Below are 18,910 nucleotides of genomic sequence, written 5' to 3' on the forward strand. Positions count from 1 at the left end.
CTATTATTTAAGTGAATCATTAAAAGTCTTATTTATGCAGATTGAGTTCGTCGACGGTGTCGCAGGGAAACCATTTACTTGCAGCGTCTACTGCTACAGTCGATGTGAAAAACCTGTCCCTTACCCCGTTCGAGGACTTTGTGTCTACCAGAACCTGAATTCTTTCATTCTCGATTTTGTTCACTATGCCTGAGTAAGTCCAAATGCCAGACTCCTTGCAAGCTCTACGACCTACGCCTCTAGCTAAAACCATGGTCCCGTTGGTTTCTGCCAGGATACGGCGATTGACCAATTCTCTTTCTTTATATTGATTCGCCTGCTTTTCCTGTTGGAGCACATCTGACAATGGGATGTAGTGATAGGTATTCGCCGCTCTGTTATTCCAGTCTTCTGGTGCCGCGCCCTCGGAGGTAGAAACCACTAATGCGAAAATATGGTCAGGCTGGCAATACCCTGCAATGTTCGATGGGCCAAAGAAACGCATATCCCCTGTTGCGATGAAGAATAAAGGCTTGTCCTCTGGTGAACGGCACCATCTGTCATTAAGCTTTCCTCCTAATTCATAGCAGTAGTTGCTGGCGATATTCTTGGTGCGTCTTTTCATTTCGGTCACATCAAATGAAGAGCACCAATAGCGACGATATTCGTTGACGCCCTTGATCTTGGTCTTGCCGAACTCGGTATCAAAGGTCATCCACTTTTTAACCTTTTCTGGATCAAAGATCTCGCCGATAGTCGCTTTGTAGAAGGCGTCGTATTGCTGAATCAGATCCTTTTTTGCTGTGTCATTCTTGGTGGGAGCGGAGTTGCAACCACTCATGCATAGTGCAATAAAAGCAAGTAATACAAATTTGATGGGCATAGTTATCCTTATTCGAATGTTAACTATTGTAGATTATATTCCGTGGACTGTTAATCTCATTCGTAAAAGAATGAGGCATGTCCTCAATGCTGGAAACTATTCAAGCCGATCTGGCGCGCAATATCATCGCGCGCAGAAAAGCTTTGAACATGTCTCAGGAAAAACTGGCACTGCAGGCAGGTGTGGATAGAACATATGTCAGTCAGTTGGAGCGGGGGATTGCTAACCCATCCATTTCCATCCTTTGTCGGATAGCGGAAATCTTGCAGTGCAAAATGCAGGATCTTGTATCCGACGAACTCAGCATTGCCTAATCCAGATTGGTTTTGCTAGGGTAAGTACTCGAAGTCCTCATGCAGGATCACACTGATCAGGCGATCAAAAATTAAATGATTTTCCATATTGAGTGCTTTTCTGGCCTTGCTGATTAAATCAAGCGCGACCTGCCTTGGATCGTGCGTAACTTTGGCCGAGCGCTTTTTATAACAATGACTGCGGGTGTCATAGTCAAACTGATTGTAGCGACTGATCCCAAGCAAAATGACCGCTGCCATGAGTTGCTCTTTGGGGCGCTGTAATCGCTGATAGGTCAGATCAGATTCCAGGTGTGTGAGGTTGAGTAATGTTTTCTCAATCAAGCCTCCCAGCCACTCAAACTCCCCGTTCAAAGCTCCTGGGGTTTTGAGGAAGTGATAAAACACATAGTGATTTACCAGCACCTGGTTGATCAGCTTGTTGTATTCCGTCGGCAGGCCGTCAATTTGGTTCAAAAGCGCATGAACAGCATAGGGGTCTTTCTTCCAAGCGGGTAGTAATGTCGTGTCCAGGTTTTCATCATTCAAGAGCGTGCCAACCGAGGTCAGCGTCTCAATAATATTGGTACCCTCTGTGAAAATTTTCTTAGTCATCCACTCAGCACGGACCAATACGCCATAGCCTAAGTCCTTACGCTCATGTTTAGATAACCAGGTGACGCGTAGGGTGCGGAAGTCTCTATACAGTGTTGCTTTGTAGATATAAGTCGAGTCAGAATTCTTCTCGCGAGACAGATGCTGGATTCTGAACAGGTTGTAGATACTGCACACTGCCAGTAACTGTGTATTTTCAATTGCCTTCAAAAATTTCATTGTTTTATCCTTTTCATTAAACGCTGATTACTGACCGTTGTTGGGGGCCGCGTTGCCTGCCGGCACAATTAAATTCCCCGAGAGCAAACGGTTGAATGCCGAGCCATCATTTCTGGTGAGGTTAGGAACATAGCGGCTATATACCCGGAACAACATCTCAGTCGTTGAATGCCCCATCTGCCTGGCAATCCACTCTGGGTTTTCCCCTGCAGCTAACCAAAGCGTTGCCGCGGTATGACGTGAGGTATAAGGCCTACGTAATTCAAAGCCCAAGTAGCGGAGTAGGGGATACCACACACGATTGGTGAGATTGTTCAGATTGAGTGGTTTGCCTTCAGCATTACAGAACACAAACTCTGATTGTTTGGCCGTGACCTCAAGTTGACGCTTGAGCGCATCAAACACCACATCTGACATGAAAATCTCGCGGATGGATAAGTCGGTTTTACCCTCATCCTCCATCTCATCACCAACCAAGGTTTCACGAATCAGGATCTGACGACTCTTAAAGTCGACATACTTCCATTTCAAGCCATGGATCTCCCCCGTGCGCATGCCGGTAAAGAAGCGAACAATGAAGTAATCGCGATAGTCAGGCCTCACAGTTTTAAGAATCAGGTTCACTTCGTCGAGCGTAAATGGCTTGATATCCAGACGCTTAATCTTGAGGGGTTTGATTCTTTGACCTGGTGAGGTAAAGTTATAGCGGTCAGCGGCCTCATTAAGAATTTGTCTTAATCCCAATACAATGGCATTGATGCGGCGTGCGGAGAGTGTTTGACCTTTTCGTCCAGGGACTTTGGCGAGTTGCGAACGAAAATCAAGAATGTCTTCACGACGGATGCTGCTGACTACCTTCTCTCCGAAATACGGCACCAGATGTTTATCGATAGTGTCTCGCATGGTCTGCACGTAGCTTTTGCGCCAGCCAATCTTGCACTCATCAAACCATTTTTCAGCGAAAGCTTTAAATAGCGGACCACTGAGAGTTGGCTGATGCGTCGAGTCAAGATGTGCAAGTCCAATTGCTGAATAGGTATTTGAGTTGTTAGCAATGCGGTGACTAACTGCAAAAGTCTTTACTAATTTGCTGTTTGGGAAGTATCTAGCATAGTCAAAGATGTTCTCCTTAATTTCAGCTTCGATCTTTTCAAGAAGCTTTCCGAGTTTCTGCCGATTAGCTTTAGTATCGTTAAGCGCTGTGTATTCTCTACATCTTTTTCCTTGGTAGCGGAAGTCGCAGAAAAGTTTGCCGTTGTAATCGCGGACACTAGCCATGGCAATAACCACCATTTGCCATAGGGATTGCAGCAGGGCTAACTGAGCGAGTTAATATTTCGTTCTCAATGGCTTCCCAGATGTATAAAATTTTTCTACGCCCAAATGGGCGAATGTAGTGTTTGCCTTCAATTAAAACGCTATCTTTCAATTGATTTCGAATGGTTCTGGCGTTGTAGTTGATCCGCTCTGCTAATTGATCTGTGGTGAGAAACGTTTGTGACATAGTGATTCCTTCCTAAAAATAAATAGTCAATGTAGAATGAATATATATCGTTCAAAACATATAAATTTCATTCTAAATGATATTTTAGGTGTAATTATTTCACTTTGCAACAATTATTTTCATTTAGAATGAAAAAAGAGAGGTCTGTGTGATTAAGTGTCACTTATCCCGAATTATGGGAGAGAAAAAATTAAAGGTTGCTGATGTAGCTCGGGCAATAGATGTGCATCGCAACTCTATTACACTTCTTTATGATGAAACTGCGACGCGAGTAGATTTGGAGGTGCTAAATAGGCTGTGTAATTATCTAAATTGCAATATTGAAGATCTGCTAGAGTTTATTGCTGATAGTTAAGAACTCATCCAATGCGAGTAATTTAGTTACCGATTACGAGTAGATTACTGATCTTCAACGCTGCCTTATCTACTGTCTAATATATAGAAACTCTAATTAAAAACGACATCAAGATTAGTATGAGTGCATGTTGCATACCTGCTTTCTAATCAGGTACGATGTATATTAGTATAAATATTACAACCAAATTCTTTATCGATTCTAAAGTTACGCAGGTGTGAAATTGATTCGATAAGGGGGTGTTCAATGTGGTTAAAAAAGATTGCAGAAAATGTGATATGAACCACGTTGGTACAGATTTGCTGGAGCAATAAGTGTGTTACCTCATGCAATATCTTCATTTGACCCGATAGAACTTGTCAGAGGGGTGTTGGCCTTATTAAGCCATAATGGAGACATTCATTCTCGCCGAATCCAAGAGATCCTTTCGAACTTAGGAGTGGTATCAGATGTTCAGGTCAGCTCGCTTAGAGAACTGAGATTATTAAAGGAAATAGAAGGGTTGGGCTACGGCTATTGGGTTGCTACACCAACAAGGTCTGTTCCAATCAATGATCATTTTTCACTTCTAGTAAGTATTGCACCAACAGACGAGCTAAAGCGACATTTTCCTAGTATTGTACGAGCAGGAATTGGCCGTATAGTGCCAACATCTGAAGTTCTGAATTTACCGACCCAATCCATACTGTCATGGAGGGGGCTAGATGAACGGAGTAATGCAGATTTAACTCGAGAATTTATTGAGCATAATAAAGAAAACTTCAAATCGTCAATAATGCCTTTAAATTTAGAGGCGTTCAGTATCAAAGAAACTTCACTTAAAGAACATACAGTCATTCAGGAACCGACTTGGCTTTCATATAATGACTCTCGAGTATTGTCTTACGCTAAAGTCAGCTTATTCCGAACTAAAGTTACAAAAAAATACTATCGCTACTTTATTGGTCAAATTGACCATAATGGAAACTTTCTTGAGGGCGTGCCCATTCTTGACTACAGAGGTTTTCAATTTGGTTTTTCAGCAATATTAGAAAAGCCCTTAAGTGTCTTAGTTAGGCGCTCTGGCAATGCTATCGTAATAACCTTACCTCTATTCCCTTCGGACTCTTTAAAACAAATACTTACCTCAATGTGCAAAATTGATGAAGATAGATATGGATTCGTTTGGTTTTGTAGCAATGTTGAATGCTGGGAGTTAATAAGCTCAGTATTTAAGAAAATTGGATGCGAGATTATCAATTATGGCTAATGTTTCCACATATTCTGCTAAAACTGTATTTGATGGAATGAAGAAAAGATTCCATCAGTATTTAGAAGCTCAGTACCATATTTGGGATGAGGGCCTCATCAATGATCGCATTGAAATGTTTGAAAGTGAGGGTGTTACATTCAGGGCTCCAATGCTTGAAGCTACACCTTTCTATATGCCTGGGAAGCTATATTCAGAGCTCAACATACCCGAGGCAGCAAAATCTCTTCTAACTATTTCTTCCAGTCTCGCAAGTACAGGCATACCTGCAACCCCTTATCAGCATCAGGTGGAAGCATTGGAATGCTTTATTGGAAATGATCGAGAAATTATTGTGGCAACTGGTACCGGTTCTGGAAAAACGGAAAGTTTCCTGATGCCCATTCTCGCCTCAATGGCTATTGAGGCAGAAAATCGCCCAGAGTCATGGATCAGACCCGGATGCAGAGCCTTACTTTTATACCCCATGAATGCACTTGTCAATGATCAGGTTGCGAGACTGCGTAAAGTTCTTGGTAATACTCTGGTAGCAGATAAATTAAGGGGAGCGAGAGAGCATTGTGTGACATTCGGCATGTACACAAGTAGAACACCATATCCAGGGGAGGAAAGTCACTCTAAAAATGAAACGCGCTTAGAGTCATTTATACAAAAAGCATTTATAGAGTTGCCTGAAGAAGCTCAAGCTAAATTAAAAAAAGAAGGGAAGTGGCCAGCAAAAGACTTAAGTCAATTTATTGCAACAGAATTCTCGACAGGTTCATCAGATACTGAGATGCTATCTCGACAAGAAATGCAGTCTCGTTGCCCAGATTTGCTCGTAACAAACTATTCCATGCTTGAGTATATGCTTCTAAGGCCAATAGAAGCATCAATTTTTGATCAAACAGCTGCATGGTTGGCTTCTGATCCTAAAAATAAGTTCACCGTGGTTCTTGATGAGGCTCACATGTATAGGGGAGCTGGTGGAGCTGAAGTGGCATTTTTATTAATGAGATTGCAAGCACGGCTTGGCATACCGCGAAATAGAATCAAATTTATATTAACAAGTGCAAGCCTTGGAAGTACGGAAGAGGCTCATGCTCGCATGAAAGCGTTCGCAGCTGATTTAAGTGGATTGCGAGAGCCTTGTAGAGAGTTTGTTCTAATCACTGGTAAACAACAAGTAAAAGCTGGACAGCGACCTGCTACATCAGAAGAGGCAAATGCTTTATCAGATTATGACTTTACTACATTGCATACAGTTAATGAGATGCATGACAATGCTGAGGGTGAGTTTCTTAAACTTTGTTCTAAATTAAAATACAAGCCTACACATAAGTTTACGGATAAATCTTCATTCCAAAATGTAGTGTTCGACTGGATACAATCGTTTGGTCCTGCAGCTTTAGTGGCAAATAAAATAACTTCAAAACCTCAAAGGCTTCATGAAATTGCCGAGGCTGTTTTCCCGCAAACAAGTCAAGCTGAGAAGTCGCTTGAAGGGTTGCTAGCATTAATGTCTTTTGCTAAGCAAGAAGGTACAGGGAGGGTGTTTTCACCCGTTCGGTCACATCTCTTTTTCAGAGGTCTTTCAGGAATTTATGCATGTATAAATCCTGAGTGTGATTCCCGTAAAGGCTCAAAACCATCAGTTTTAGGAAGGCTTTACTCCTCTCCAAAATTAAAGTGTGATTGTGGGAGTCGTATTTATGAGGTTCTGACTCATCGTGATTGTGGAGCGGCCTTTATACGAGGATATATGCGTGACTCTGATGGGGACTTTCTATGGCATCAGCCTTCAAATGGGTTATGGGGGGCAAGTGGTCTTTTTGAGACGCATTTATTAGTTGAACTGAAGAGACGTGCATCAGATATTCATGGTAAGCATCAGGGTTCAAGTAATTGGTTGCATAAAGCAACTGGAAAATTATTAAACCATAGGCCTAGCGAGGATCAGTTACAACAATATCTTGAAGTACTTCGACCAGATAATGCAGTTTTAATATCAGGTAAGTCAATTTTAACCTTTACAAATCGATGCCCTATATGCATGAAGAGATGGCAGCCAGGGACAACAAAAATTATGGATTTAGCTACAAAAGGAGAGGCACCTTTTGCTCAGCTAGTTCGCACTCAAGTTGAGCTCCAGCCTCCGACTATATTCACAAGTAATCAATCACCTAACGGAGGAAGAAAGTCATTATTGTTTTCTGATGGGCGCCAAAAAGCAGCAAGGTTAGCACGTGATATCCCACGTGAAATTGAAAACGATGTTTTTCGCCAATTGCTTTTGCTTGCGGTAAAAGAGCTCACTGCAATTGGCCAGGAACCTCGTTTAAAACGAATTTATATTGCAATGATTCATTCGTTGGCTAAAAGCTCAATACTTTTGTTTGATGGAAATGATCGTCATCAACTGCAGCAAGAAGTCAGGAATTATATAGCGTACTACGATAAAGATTTGGAAAGCGCACTACAGGACCAGCACAGTGCATCGCCAAGTTTTAACGCTCTCTTATTAAGAAATCTTGGGTCACCATTTTACTCTGTGAGTGCGTTGACATTGGCATATTTATTCGTTTCGAGACAGGCTCATAAGGCGATTTTGAAAGCTCTCAAAGTTACGAAGAGCGATGACTTGGATAAAATATTAATTATTTGGATTCAATCCTATGCTAATGCATTCGCTGTCGACGGTAGCCTTGCTTATGGCATAAGGATGAATGCTGCGGGACATCCTTTACCTGGGGGGTTAGATATTTCTGCTGGTCTTAGCCAACCCGTTCAACATTTTTTGAGAAGTTATTATCCAAATCTGGATGAGGCATTTAAAGCTTTTTCAGATGCTCTCTGTCAAACAAACCCCAGTAGTTCAGGATTTTTCTTAGACCCCAATAAACTTACTTTGATACTAGCTAATGAGGAGCAGAGCTGGTATCAATGCTCATATTGCGCAACAGTTTCTCCCGTCGAGTGGTGGGGGCATTGCCCATCATGTTTGGCTAGCGGAATGGTTTCTGTCAATCCTGGAAAGTCTGATTATTTAAGGGCTAGAAAAGCTTTCTTTAGAGACCCAGTCATTGAGGTTCTCGAAGGAAGTAAGCGCCCTTTCAATTTATCAGTTGAAGAACATACTGCTCAGCTTTCTTATCGTGATGTTGATGATCCTAGTACTACAACTGAAGATTTTGAACGTAGATTCAGGGATATTTTAGTCTCAGAATCTGATACTTCAATAGATGTTCTAAGTAGTACTACAACTATGGAGGTTGGTATCGATATTGGGTCGCTTGTAGCAGTCGGATTAAGAAATATTCCTCCTCTTAGACAAAACTATCAACAACGTGCTGGACGTACTGGTAGGCGAGGATCCGCCATTTCGACAGTTGTTACATATGCTCAAAATAGCCCGCATGACAATCATTATTTTGAAAATCCAGAGCCTATTATAAGCGGTGAGCCAACTTTGCCAGGTATTGATATTAACAATCCAAAAATTATCGAAAGGCATATTCGGGCCCAATTAATTCAATCATTTTTCCACGCGGAATGGCCAATACCGGTAGGGTCAGATATATTTTCTGTTTTAGGTAAAACAATGTCATTCTTTAATGGATCGGACGAATTTAGCCTTACTTCATTCGAGAAGTGGTTAGATGAGTCTGACGCATCTGAACTCATTTACGCCTCTATCCAAAAATGGTTGCCAGTTTCATATAAACGTTCTCCTAAAGCGGTATCAAACGAATTCATTCATCAACTACGTAAAGTATGTCCTGATAACGACGATGAACTCGAAGCTTCCGAGTTAAATTTGATCGAGTTTCTATTTGCTAGAGGCTTTTTACCATCATATGCATTTCCCAGAGACATTTGCGCTCTTCAAATTGAAGGGCCTCCTGATAAAACCAAAGGGTATGTCAAATTAAACATTCTTCAACGACCTCAGCAGGGGCTGAATGTGGCGCTTTCAGAATATGCGCCTGGTCGATTTGTCGTGGTAGATAAAAAAACATATCGGATCGGGTCGGTGGCAGCTAATGGGTCAGGCTCAGTCGAAAATAGAGCCTTGAAACTGTTTTCTGATCGACGCTATTATTTATCTTGCACCCAGTGCGGATACACGCCAGGCTTCAGAAAAACTAAGCCATTAAATGAAAAGTGTCCACTTTGCATAAGTGGAATAATTGATGGGATGAGTGTCATCGTTCCTCAGGTTGTTTATCCTTCGGGACGGCAAGAGGTGGATGAGTATGATGATGATCAGCTTTTTACTACTGTTACTAGTGCACAGCTATCTATACCTGAGGATGAAAATATTAGTTTTGAAACTTTTGGGGTTAATGGATTAATTTCATTTACAAGAGACCAGCAGTTGGTGATGGTGAATAGAGGGGAAAATAAAGATGGGGCATTTGAGGGTTTTAATATATGTAATCAATGCGGTAAAGCATCATTAGACAATAATATTAATTCGCATGAACGAGATTATTATATTGCTGGACGATCATCATCCATGCGCTGTCATGGGGCATTTGAAAGGGTATACCTAGGTTATGGCTTTAATTCAGATATTCTTTTGTTGCGCTTACCATTAGGAGGGTCTCTAAGATTTGACCCTTTAGACACTAGCATGCGAAATCCAATTTCTGATGCGATGCAGTCTTTAGCAGAGGCCATTGTGTTAGGAATCAGTCGAAGTTTGGATATTGATATTCGGGAAATCAATGCTGGATATCGCTATCTCCCTGTAGAAGATAAGAACTATGCTGATATTTTTATCTACGACACCCTTTCCGGTGGGGCTGGATATGCGACTCAAGCGGGAGATGAAATAAATGAGGTAATGGCGAAGGTTGAGCAATTATTGGTTAATTGTGATTGCGCAACTTCATGTGATAAGTGCTTACGTCATTATGGAAATAGATTTCATCACACAAGCCTAGATAGGTTTCTAGCTTTAGATCTATTGAAATTTATTAAAGATGGGCAATTACCTCCATTGCCTTCAACTAACGAACAAAGAAAAATCCTTGAGCCACTCATTAACATTCTAGAACTGGCTGGCTGGGAGGTGACTTATTCTGATGAGTATCCTGTACAAGCATCTAAAGATAAAAAGTCCACTATCATCTATTCTTATCCTTCACTGGTTAGACCAGAGCATTATGGATTCTTGAAAGCAAATCTAAATTTTGCATTTTCAGAATATGAGTTATCAAGAGATTTGCCTGGCGCCTACGAGAACATTGTATGAAAAAGAATGCGGTAGTTAACATTCCCGGTAGAGAGGCTCGTCTAATTCGAAAAATTAGGAGGCATTTTAAAGATTTAGGATTTACGAAAGGCCCAGATGGAGCTCTGGTACCTCCTGGCCTTGATAAAGAAACGTATCGCGAAATGCACTCACATCAAAGAGCCGCAAAACTAGCTGAGAATAGAGTTTGGATTGATGCTCATGCAAGCAAATTGATAAATTACTTCGCATCTGGCGATGAGCTAAATGTTGAGAGAATTTCTCCTAGGCTGGAGATCGTTAAGGCTAACACTTGGCAATCAGAGCTATTTCGGCTAGCGACTTATTATTGGAGAATTCCTATATCAGATGGATATGGGCGACGAATGCGGTTTCTGGTATGGGATGATTACCACAACAAACTTATTGGTATTTTTGCACTTGGTGATGCTGTATTTAATCTTAAGGCTAGGGATGAATATATAGGCTGGGATCACCATAGAAGAGCAAAGGGCTTGGTAAACTTAATGGATGCTTATGCCCTAGGAGCAGTTCCTCCCTACAATAAGTTATTGGGAGGAAAGCTCATTGCTAGTCTGATTCAGACGAAGGAGGTAGTTGATGAATTTCAACGTAAATATAAAGACTCCAAGGGAATTATATCGGGGGAGTCAAAAAATCCTAGATTAGTCGCAGTAACCACCACATCAGCATTAGGTAGGTCTTCTTTATATAATCGCCTAAAAATAGGAAATGACTCAATATTCGAAAGCATCGGATATAGTTCTGGTTGGGGGCATTTCCACATTTCTGATGAACTATTTAATGATTTGAAAAGCTACTTAAATACTTTTGAAGATTCTTATTCAGACTCACATAAATATGGTCAAGGTCCTAATTATCGATTGAGAGTTGTAAAACAAGCCTTCACTAAACTCGGTATGAGTCAGGATTTAGCAAAACACGGCTTAGCTCGTGAAATTTTTTTCTCATCCTTAGCGAGTAACTTTCTACAAGTGTTGCGCGGAGATGAGTTGGAGCCAAATTACATAAATCTCGTTTCAGTTGAAGAGCGTAGCCGGGCATCGTTAACTAGATGGGTAATTCCTCGATCTTTTCGTAACTTAGAGTTTAGAAACTGGAAGAGTCATGATTTTTTAAGCGAGATACTGCTACAAGAAAATAGAGTAAGTTTTCTCAATAAAGAGGTGAGTTAGGAATGCGTTGGGCTAAAAACTATCGAGGTGAAATAGTCGAGGCTCAGCGTGGGAATTACGCTTACGGACTTGAATGCCCATATTGCAAAGAGCCCGTCTATTTACGATCTGGGCATGATAGACGTCCACATTTCGCTCACTTTAGTAATCGGGCAAAACCTGACTGCGAGAACTACTCTCCCTCCCACGAGTTGTCTTTAGGTGTTTACTCTCAGGCAGCACATAATCCAATTCCTTTATTTAAGAAAAACTCACTACAGGTTGGATTGTTCTTAGCAAAACGTTCAACACCCGTTGGATTTGAAATTTTTTTACGACTTCCATCTCTTTATAATGGCCAAAATGGATGGGATGGCCAAGTAGTAATACAGCATCGACTGGGAGAGAAAACGTTAACTTCCAATCAACTAACAAATGTAAGTATTGTTTCGTTATCTCCCCAAACACCATTATTCAAATGCTATGGCTCAGGTGACTTAATTGAATTTGCTCATAATCTGCTATTGCAAGCAGATGAATTCAATGATGAATTCAATATATTTAGAGCGGTTGAATCAGGAGGGCGAGCTGTTCTTAAAGATGAGGCTTTAGAGTGTGGTACAACCTATTGGGTTGTTGGGAGTGCGGTATTAACTCCTCCGTCTGAGGTTTTGGAGTTAGTAGATTGGACACTCAAGGGTATGGTTTCAAAGTGGTACGTTTATGAAACAACATTGCCTACTATATTCGCCGAGCACAAATTCAGTCAGCATCAAGCCGTTTTATCAGATTTTTTTAATAGATTAATTAAGGTACGCAAAGCACGAGCTTTCTTACTGCACCCATATCCCCATCATATTGATCAGGATGGGGCATATATATATCCACAAAGTCCAGATGTGATTTTTCTTAAAAGGAGCAGCCGGAAAGTTATTAGTATTGAAGGGCCGCCAAATTTGATTGGATACGCTCGAGTAAAAGAGCTCTCTGATGACACAGTCAAAATAGATGGCTTAAATCTTGGAAAAGAGGATGTGATTATCTCAATTGATGGGGTTGAGCAATTTTTGATTAGGAGCGAAAAGTGTGAGCTGATTCAGCCAACCGGAATATATGCGCATACCGAAACTGATACATGGAACATCTTACAAGCACCTCCGTTAAATCGAGATCAAATCAATGCGTTGGAAGTTAAGATCAAATTCTCCAATTTGAAGTTAGCAACAAGAATTGCCGCGATTAACAGCAAGTCGCTAATTAATGGAGTTGAAATAGTTTTAGAAAGTAATACCGAGAAGCTCTTTTTTGCGAATGGTTTCGGGCGGATTCTGCCCGAGTCATCTAATTTTCTTAAGTCCGTGAGCAATAATCCAAATGATGCGAGACATTTATTAGGGAATGAGGTTTGGCTATACAGCTTGACACGAGAAAAGTTTGGTATCAGAGCATCACAATTAGTTCGCGACTACATTGAAAGTCCTGAAAGTAAATGCTTAAGTATGTTGGGACCAATTTTACAAAGTACTTTAATGCCATATATACGTGCAGCTAAAGCATTGCTACATAATCAAAAAGGTATTTAATTTATGGCTTTCTTGAATATTGATAAAAAACGATATAAATATTTACTAAATTTTGGTGCGGATTCAGATGAGCTGAGAAAATTCTTTCTTGAAAATCGCAAACCATTAATATTAGCGGGAGCGAAAGTTCAAAATTTACCACGAGGTCCGAGTGTGGCCGTAGCGACAATGATCAATTTCCCACGTGCCACCGACTCGATTGTTCAGAAGTGGTTTCATTCAAATATCACAATGATCAATCCAATTGATGTTGATGAGGTAATTGATACTTTTCATTTGTATGAGCTTTATCAAGGAGATGGGGAAGGGCATTCAGATGCTGAGGCTAAGAAACTTTGTCGTTCATGTTTAATCCATTTATTTTCTCCATCTCCACCTCAGAAACTTATTGAGTTTCTAAGTTCGTCTATAAATGGGTTAGGGGAGGAGCGAGACTCCGCTCTAGAAATGGATATATTAACTTCCATAAAACAGGCAGAAGTGGATCTTTCTTTTTTGCAAAATGGTCTAGCGCCAGCTATGGTTTCTTTGCTTGAAAGCACGAATCCAGAAAAATACTTAGTAAATTTACCACCATTAGTAGCAAGTTTTATTACGGGACTGTATGCGGTTAAAAGTCATGATGATGCAGAGCTTAACAATACATTTGAAGATTTAAAAGATAATCCCAATCTCTTGCAGCTATTAACTGAATTTACAGCCCGTTCAAGAAATCTTTCCACAGAACCTCTAGCAGTTGGCTTTCAATTAATTCGCTTTGAGGACGATGATCAACAGGACTTTGACATTGATTTAGATGAAGTTATAGGCAAATGTACTAGGGACTTTCCAGAAAACGCAGTTTTTATACAGCCAATTGCCATAAGAAAGCCTGATGGCCGTCTATTCGATTTACATTTAAGAGAGAGGCGAGTGTCCCTGTTTCCGAATAGCGGAGACATACAGGCATTTTTGGGGCGTGTATATCCCAAACAACCAAAACGAAATGAAATTGGCATTTGGAGAGTATGCCCAAATGACCTTAATGGAAGCGGAGTGGCCCGGAACAATAACTATCATCTGAAGAGCGCTAAAACAGATGTTTATGAAGTGCAACTCGTTCCATTCTCTTCATCGGCCCCTGAGTCTGTAAGAGGGTTTATCAAGCACACACTATTACAAGTCAAAGATAAGGCATTAACAGAACCATTTCTTTTCTTGCTAACAGATGATTTGTTCCTTAAATGTCCGTCTGGTCGTGATTTTACTCGTGATGAGGCATTTGATGATGGCCTCATGAGTTGGAGATCTTTGACTGGGTTTCGTTTTGAAGGGCGGCTTTTAGTACCAGGACCTCTGCCTGTGCCTGAAGTTTATGAATGTGGAACACTTGCTTCAACTTTAAAAAAATTTTTGGCAACTCAGAAAATAGGTATTGATAAGCTGACAAAAGCTCAACAGCGGTATTTGATAGATTCTATTAATTCTGGCGAGGCAAGCCTAAATTCAAAACGCGGGCAGCGCTTAATCAAAGAGTTGGAATATATAGGAACTGATAGTGAGGCTTTGGATATTTTACTTGATGAGGCTATTAAAGATGAAAGAATAGCAACTCGTATTAATGCTCTCATTCAGGAAAAAGTATTGGAGCAAACCGAGCTAAAGAGTGAGCTTGTTAAAGAGATTTCTCAATTAGAGATACAACGAAATATTCAAAAAGAACAAATAGCAAACCAAGAAAAAGAGTATCGAGCATTGCCGCCAGCGATCTCTAAAGCCATCAAGGAAACTATTAAGAGGACAAAGGGTGATTTGTTCAATACTTTAGCTGAAGTTGTTGTTTATAAGGAGTTGCTTGAGGGACTCGGCATGAATCAGACTTCGGCTTCAAGTAATATTCCAAATGTTACAACACAAGAGCTAAGCTCCATTTCCGAGCCGATTCTCACCCATCTAAAAGATGTTGGTTTATCGGTCAAGCATTCTCGCGCTATCGAGCTGACAATAGATATTGTGCTTAGATCTGGCTTAATACTTATCATAGAAGGAAACGCGGCTAATTTAGTTGCTGAGGCTATTGGCCGCAGAAATGCTTCTGGATGCAAAGTATTTAATTGTACTGTGGGATTAATGCAAAACTTGCCATTGATTAAACAAAGCTTGAGTGAGGATAATCGAGCTATTGTGATTAAGGATGCGAACCTATCACCAATCGATGTTTATGCAAGGTCCTTAATTGAAAATATTCAGCATAAACTAATAAAACCAACAGGTACGGAATTCCCTTGGGTTTTGATGTCCTTAACGGAAGGAGTGGCAAGTTTACCTTTGTCTAGGGAAATAGATTCTATTGCGGTGCACCTAGATTTAGATAACAAGCCAGAATTTATTCGAGAGGATGACGCAATTACAAAAATGGAGGAGTTTGAAGAGGATGTCGTTACTGATAAGTGGGCCGCACATTTATGGAAGCCTGCTTTGAGATCCTTTTTGAGGGTCCTAAAAGAGTCTAATCCAGGTGACACTTCTCTTGTACTCTCGGTACTTTCGTTAAAAAAATAAGGAAAGTGTTTATAAAGACGAATTTATACGGATTGTCTTAAGCTAAAGGGCAATCAACCAATGGTCAGAATTTGAATTAGATGTAAATGTGAGTTCTTGATGGGCTATGAGTGGGCCATTAGAGGGCTATGACTGGGCCATGCGATATTAAAGTTAGCATTTACTTCTACATGCTTACCAATAAATATGGTGCGCCCGGCGGGAGTCGAACCCACGACCCTTGGCTTCGGAAACCAATACTCTATCCAGCTGAGCTACGGGCGCAATCCTGCCATTATAGCAAATAAGTCGCGCAGGCTTGGCGCGCGTGCTGGCTATTTTCTCTTCTTGCCCACCTGGCAACTACGCTGCTGAAATAATGTTGTCATAGTGCGTGGCTATGCTTAGCCGATAAACGTTAAGTTATTTAAGGGTGTTGCACTATGAAAGCCATGATTCTGGCCGCGGGTAAGGGGACACGTGTCCGTCCGCTGACTTATGAGTTGCCTAAGCCGATGATTCCTGTGTTGGGTAAGCCGGTGATGGCGTATCTGATTGAGCATCTGGCCATGCATGGCGTGGCCGATATCATGATCAATGTGAGTTATTTGCATCAGAAGATTCAGGATTACTTTGAGGATGGCCATCGTTTAGGGGTGAATATTGGCTACTCGTTTGAGGGCGATATTGTCGATGGCAAGATTGTGCCGCATGCGGTGGGATCCGCAGGTGGCATGCGCAAGATTCAGGACTTTAGTGGCTTTTTTGACGACACGACCATTGTATTGTGCGGCGATGCGATTATTGATCTCGACATTACGCGTGCGGTGAAAGAGCACAAAGAGAAGGGCGCGTTGGCGAGTCTGGTGACCATGCAGGTGCCTATGGATAAGGTATCTGGCTATGGCATTGTGGTCACGAACAATGATGGCCGCATTATTTCTTTTCAGGAAAAGCCTAGCCAGGTGGAGGCGCGCTCTAATTGGGCGAGCACGGGCATTTATATTTTTGAACCCGCGGTGCTGGACCTGATTCCATCAGGTAGCGAGTTTGATATTGGTTCGGATTTGTTCCCTTTGTTAGTCGAGCGCGGTTTGCCGTTTTATGCCATTCAGCATCCGTTTAACTGGATTGATATTGGTGTAGTGACGGATTACTGGCTGGTGATGCAGCAAATGATGCAGGGCTTTTTCCCGTCTATGCCTATCCCCGGCAAGCAGGTCAAACCCGGTGTGTGGGTGGGGTTGAATGTGCATATTGATTGGGAGCACACGCAGATTGAGGGGCCAGTGTATATTGGCTCTGGTTCGCGTATTGATAAAAATACCCGCATTGTCGGCCCGACCTGGATTAACTCGGGTTGCCATATTCAGCGCGACAGTACAGTCATCCGCTCGATTTTGTTTGATTACACGCGCATTGCGCAGGGCTATGAAATTGAGGAGCGCATTGTGTGCGCTGAGTATTGTGTGGACCGCAATGGCCGCATGATACACATTGATGATGAGACTTGCGACATTATCTGGACCGATGCGCGCGAGAAGGTGGTCTATCCGCAAAACTACGCTTACGCCCGGCTTTAAGCAACCTTAAACGTAGTCCGCTGCCATCTTTTTGACACGCGGACGTCAAGGATTTGTCATGTTTGCTGGCTATGCTCTTTGCTGTTTTGAGGAGAGGATAAACACATGAAAAAAATGACTTTAATGATCGGCCTGTTGCTCGGTAGCATGAGCATGGCACAAGCGGCAACCACGTACCAGATTAGCAAAGAATGGACATTTTCCCACACCGGTGGTGGCTATTTGTCTGAAATCCCAGCTTTTGATGCAACGACCAACACCTTGTGGGTGGCTGGTGTTAAAGGCGTGGATGTTTTAGATGCATCTAGCGGTAGCTTGCTGCAACGCATTGATACCAGTGCTTACGGCAATATCAACAGCGTGAGCATTAGCAATGGCATGGCCGCTTTTGCCATTGAGAACACCGCACGCACGAATGCCGGTATCGTTCAGTTGTATAACACTTCCAGCAGAAGCCTGGCCGCAGGCACCAACACTTTTACAGTGGGTGCATTGCCAGACATGCTGACATTTACCCCGGACGGCAGCAAGATTCTGGTGGCTAACGAAGGCACACCAGACGTGTATGGCACACGCAAAGGCGGCACTGTGCCACGCGTGTACAACCCGGCTGCCAATGACCCAGTCGGCAGTGTGACGATTATTGATGTGACCAACCGTACTGTAGCTGCGACTGCCACGTTGGCCGGTGTGCCAACTTCCGGTAGCCATATCCGCACCAACACCGGTATGGATTTTGAGCCTGAGTATATTGCGGTGAGCGCCGATGGCAGCAAAGCCTATGTGACGCTGCAAGAAGCGAATGCGATTGGTATCCTGGACTTGAATACCAACTCTTTCACAAAAGTGGTGGGTTTGGGCGCAAAAGACTTCAGCCAGCCGGGTAACAGCATTGATCCGTTGAATAACGGCAGCGTTAACTTTATTAGCGCTAACGTGAAGGGCTTGTACATGCCTGACGGTATCGCGACCTACGACGTGGCTGGTAAAACCTACCTGGTGACAGCCAACGAAGGCGACTTCCGTGAAGACGACGGCGACCGTTCTGCGGCCAGCTCATTGGGTGCGACCGGCGACTTGGCCAATATCCGTGTCTCAAATACGGATTCCTCCCCAGGCGATCTGTACGCTGCCGGTGCACGTTCTTTCAGCATCCGTGATGCGGATGGCAACCTGGTGTATGACAGTGGCGACATCCTCGATAAAGAAGCGTTTGCACGTGGTATTTACGATGACGGCCGTAGCCGCGACAAAGGTGTAGAGCCAGAAGGCGTAGACCTGTTCACGCTGGGTGGCCGCACGATTGCTGCTGTCGGTTTGGAGAGAACGCTGAAAGGCGCGATTGCTTTGTTTGATATCACTGACCCGACCAAGGCCAGCTTTATCGACATGATCGTGTCTGATGGTGATTTGGCGCCAGAAGGCCTGGTTGCCTTTGAAAAAGATGGGTCTATCTTCCTGGCATTTGCCAACGAAGGCTCTAACACCACATCATTGTTCCGTATCAGTGCCGTGCCTGAGCCAGGCTCTGCGGCGATGCTGGGCTTGGGGCTGGTGGCAATGGCAGCGATGCGTCGCCGTCAGAAGTAAACCATCCTTCTGTCAATAAACAGCCGGGCATGGCAACATGCGCGGCTGTTTGCTTTTGGCGCATGGAAAAGCCCGTATGCGCGTTTGCTGCGTAGTCGTTCTGCGTTATAATCGCAGGGATAT

At 42.5% G+C, this 18,910-nt stretch carries 13 protein-coding genes and 1 tRNA gene; 9 read left to right on the forward strand and 5 right to left on the reverse strand.

The window, feature by feature from the left end:
- Window positions 1-28: 28 nt before the first annotated feature.
- Window positions 29-862 carry a hypothetical protein gene (locus INP78_RS07850; RefSeq protein ID WP_194741609.1) on the reverse strand — a complete coding sequence of 278 codons (834 nt, stop codon included), beginning with the start codon at window positions 860-862 and terminating at the stop codon, window positions 29-31.
- A 77-nt stretch (window positions 863-939) separates the two neighbouring features.
- Between INP78_RS07850 and INP78_RS07855 the strand changes: the two genes are divergently transcribed.
- Window positions 940-1,176 carry a helix-turn-helix domain-containing protein gene (locus INP78_RS07855; RefSeq protein ID WP_194741610.1) on the forward strand — a complete coding sequence of 79 codons (237 nt, stop codon included), beginning with the start codon at window positions 940-942 and terminating at the stop codon, window positions 1,174-1,176.
- Window positions 1,177-1,191: 15 nt separating this feature from the next.
- Here the strand turns inward: INP78_RS07855 and INP78_RS07860 are convergent, their stop codons facing one another.
- Genes INP78_RS07860 through INP78_RS07870 form a run of 3 tightly spaced genes read right to left on the reverse strand, consistent with a single transcriptional unit; the run spans window position 1,192 to window position 3,493 of the window.
- Window positions 1,192-1,989, reverse strand: a complete 798-nt coding sequence (locus tag INP78_RS07860) for a hypothetical protein (RefSeq protein WP_194741611.1) — start codon at window positions 1,987-1,989, stop codon at window positions 1,192-1,194.
- 27 nt (window positions 1,990-2,016) lie between these two features.
- Window positions 2,017-3,267 (reverse strand): site-specific integrase, encoded by a 1,251-nt coding sequence (locus INP78_RS07865; protein ID WP_194741612.1) that lies wholly within the window; start codon window positions 3,265-3,267, stop codon window positions 2,017-2,019.
- A complete protein-coding gene (locus INP78_RS07870; RefSeq protein ID WP_194741613.1) occupies window positions 3,260-3,493 on the reverse strand; it encodes a hypothetical protein in 234 nt (77 codons plus the stop codon). Before INP78_RS07870 ends, INP78_RS07865 begins: the two co-directional genes overlap by 8 nt.
- A 148-nt stretch (window positions 3,494-3,641) precedes the next feature.
- On the opposite strand from INP78_RS07870, the gene INP78_RS14705 reads away from it, so the two are divergent.
- From INP78_RS14705 to INP78_RS07900, 6 genes are all read left to right on the forward strand, one after another.
- Window positions 3,642-3,848: a helix-turn-helix transcriptional regulator gene (locus INP78_RS14705; protein ID WP_194741614.1), complete on the forward strand. Its 207-nt coding sequence runs from the start codon at window positions 3,642-3,644 to the stop codon at window positions 3,846-3,848.
- 316 nt (window positions 3,849-4,164) lie between these two features.
- Window positions 4,165-5,097 (forward strand): hypothetical protein, encoded by a 933-nt coding sequence (locus tag INP78_RS07880; RefSeq protein WP_194741615.1) that lies wholly within the window; start codon window positions 4,165-4,167, stop codon window positions 5,095-5,097.
- Window positions 5,090-10,336, forward strand: coding sequence for a DEAD/DEAH box helicase (locus INP78_RS07885; RefSeq protein WP_194741616.1), 5,247 nt, complete (start codon window positions 5,090-5,092; stop codon window positions 10,334-10,336). Before INP78_RS07880 ends, INP78_RS07885 begins: the two co-directional genes overlap by 8 nt.
- On the forward strand, window positions 10,333-11,532 hold the full coding sequence (locus tag INP78_RS07890) for a Druantia anti-phage system protein DruA (RefSeq protein WP_194741617.1): 1,200 nt from the start codon (window positions 10,333-10,335) through the stop codon (window positions 11,530-11,532). Before INP78_RS07885 ends, INP78_RS07890 begins: the two co-directional genes overlap by 4 nt.
- A 2-nt stretch (window positions 11,533-11,534) precedes the next feature.
- The gene (locus INP78_RS07895; protein ID WP_194741618.1) at window positions 11,535-13,094 is read left to right on the forward strand and encodes a competence protein CoiA family protein; all 1,560 of its coding nucleotides are present in this window, start codon (window positions 11,535-11,537) and stop codon (window positions 13,092-13,094) included.
- Between the two features lie 3 nt (window positions 13,095-13,097).
- Complete coding sequence (locus INP78_RS07900; protein ID WP_194741619.1) at window positions 13,098-15,635, forward strand: hypothetical protein; 2,538 nt, start codon at window positions 13,098-13,100, stop codon at window positions 15,633-15,635.
- Between the two features lie 187 nt (window positions 15,636-15,822).
- Here INP78_RS07900 and INP78_RS07905 read toward each other — a convergent pair.
- A tRNA-Arg gene (locus INP78_RS07905) sits at window positions 15,823-15,899 on the reverse strand.
- 158 nt (window positions 15,900-16,057) lie between these two features.
- On the opposite strand from INP78_RS07905, the gene INP78_RS07910 reads away from it, so the two are divergent.
- Window positions 16,058-17,197 carry a sugar phosphate nucleotidyltransferase gene (locus INP78_RS07910; RefSeq protein WP_194741620.1) on the forward strand — a complete coding sequence of 380 codons (1,140 nt, stop codon included), beginning with the start codon at window positions 16,058-16,060 and terminating at the stop codon, window positions 17,195-17,197.
- A 105-nt stretch (window positions 17,198-17,302) separates the two neighbouring features.
- Window positions 17,303-18,787 carry a choice-of-anchor I family protein gene (locus tag INP78_RS07915; RefSeq protein WP_194741621.1) on the forward strand — a complete coding sequence of 495 codons (1,485 nt, stop codon included), beginning with the start codon at window positions 17,303-17,305 and terminating at the stop codon, window positions 18,785-18,787.
- The last annotated feature ends 123 nt before the right edge of the window (window positions 18,788-18,910 follow it).

This window comes from Methylophilus sp. 14 (genome assembly GCF_015354345.1).
In the GTDB taxonomy this organism is placed as follows: domain Bacteria; phylum Pseudomonadota; class Gammaproteobacteria; order Burkholderiales; family Methylophilaceae; genus Methylophilus.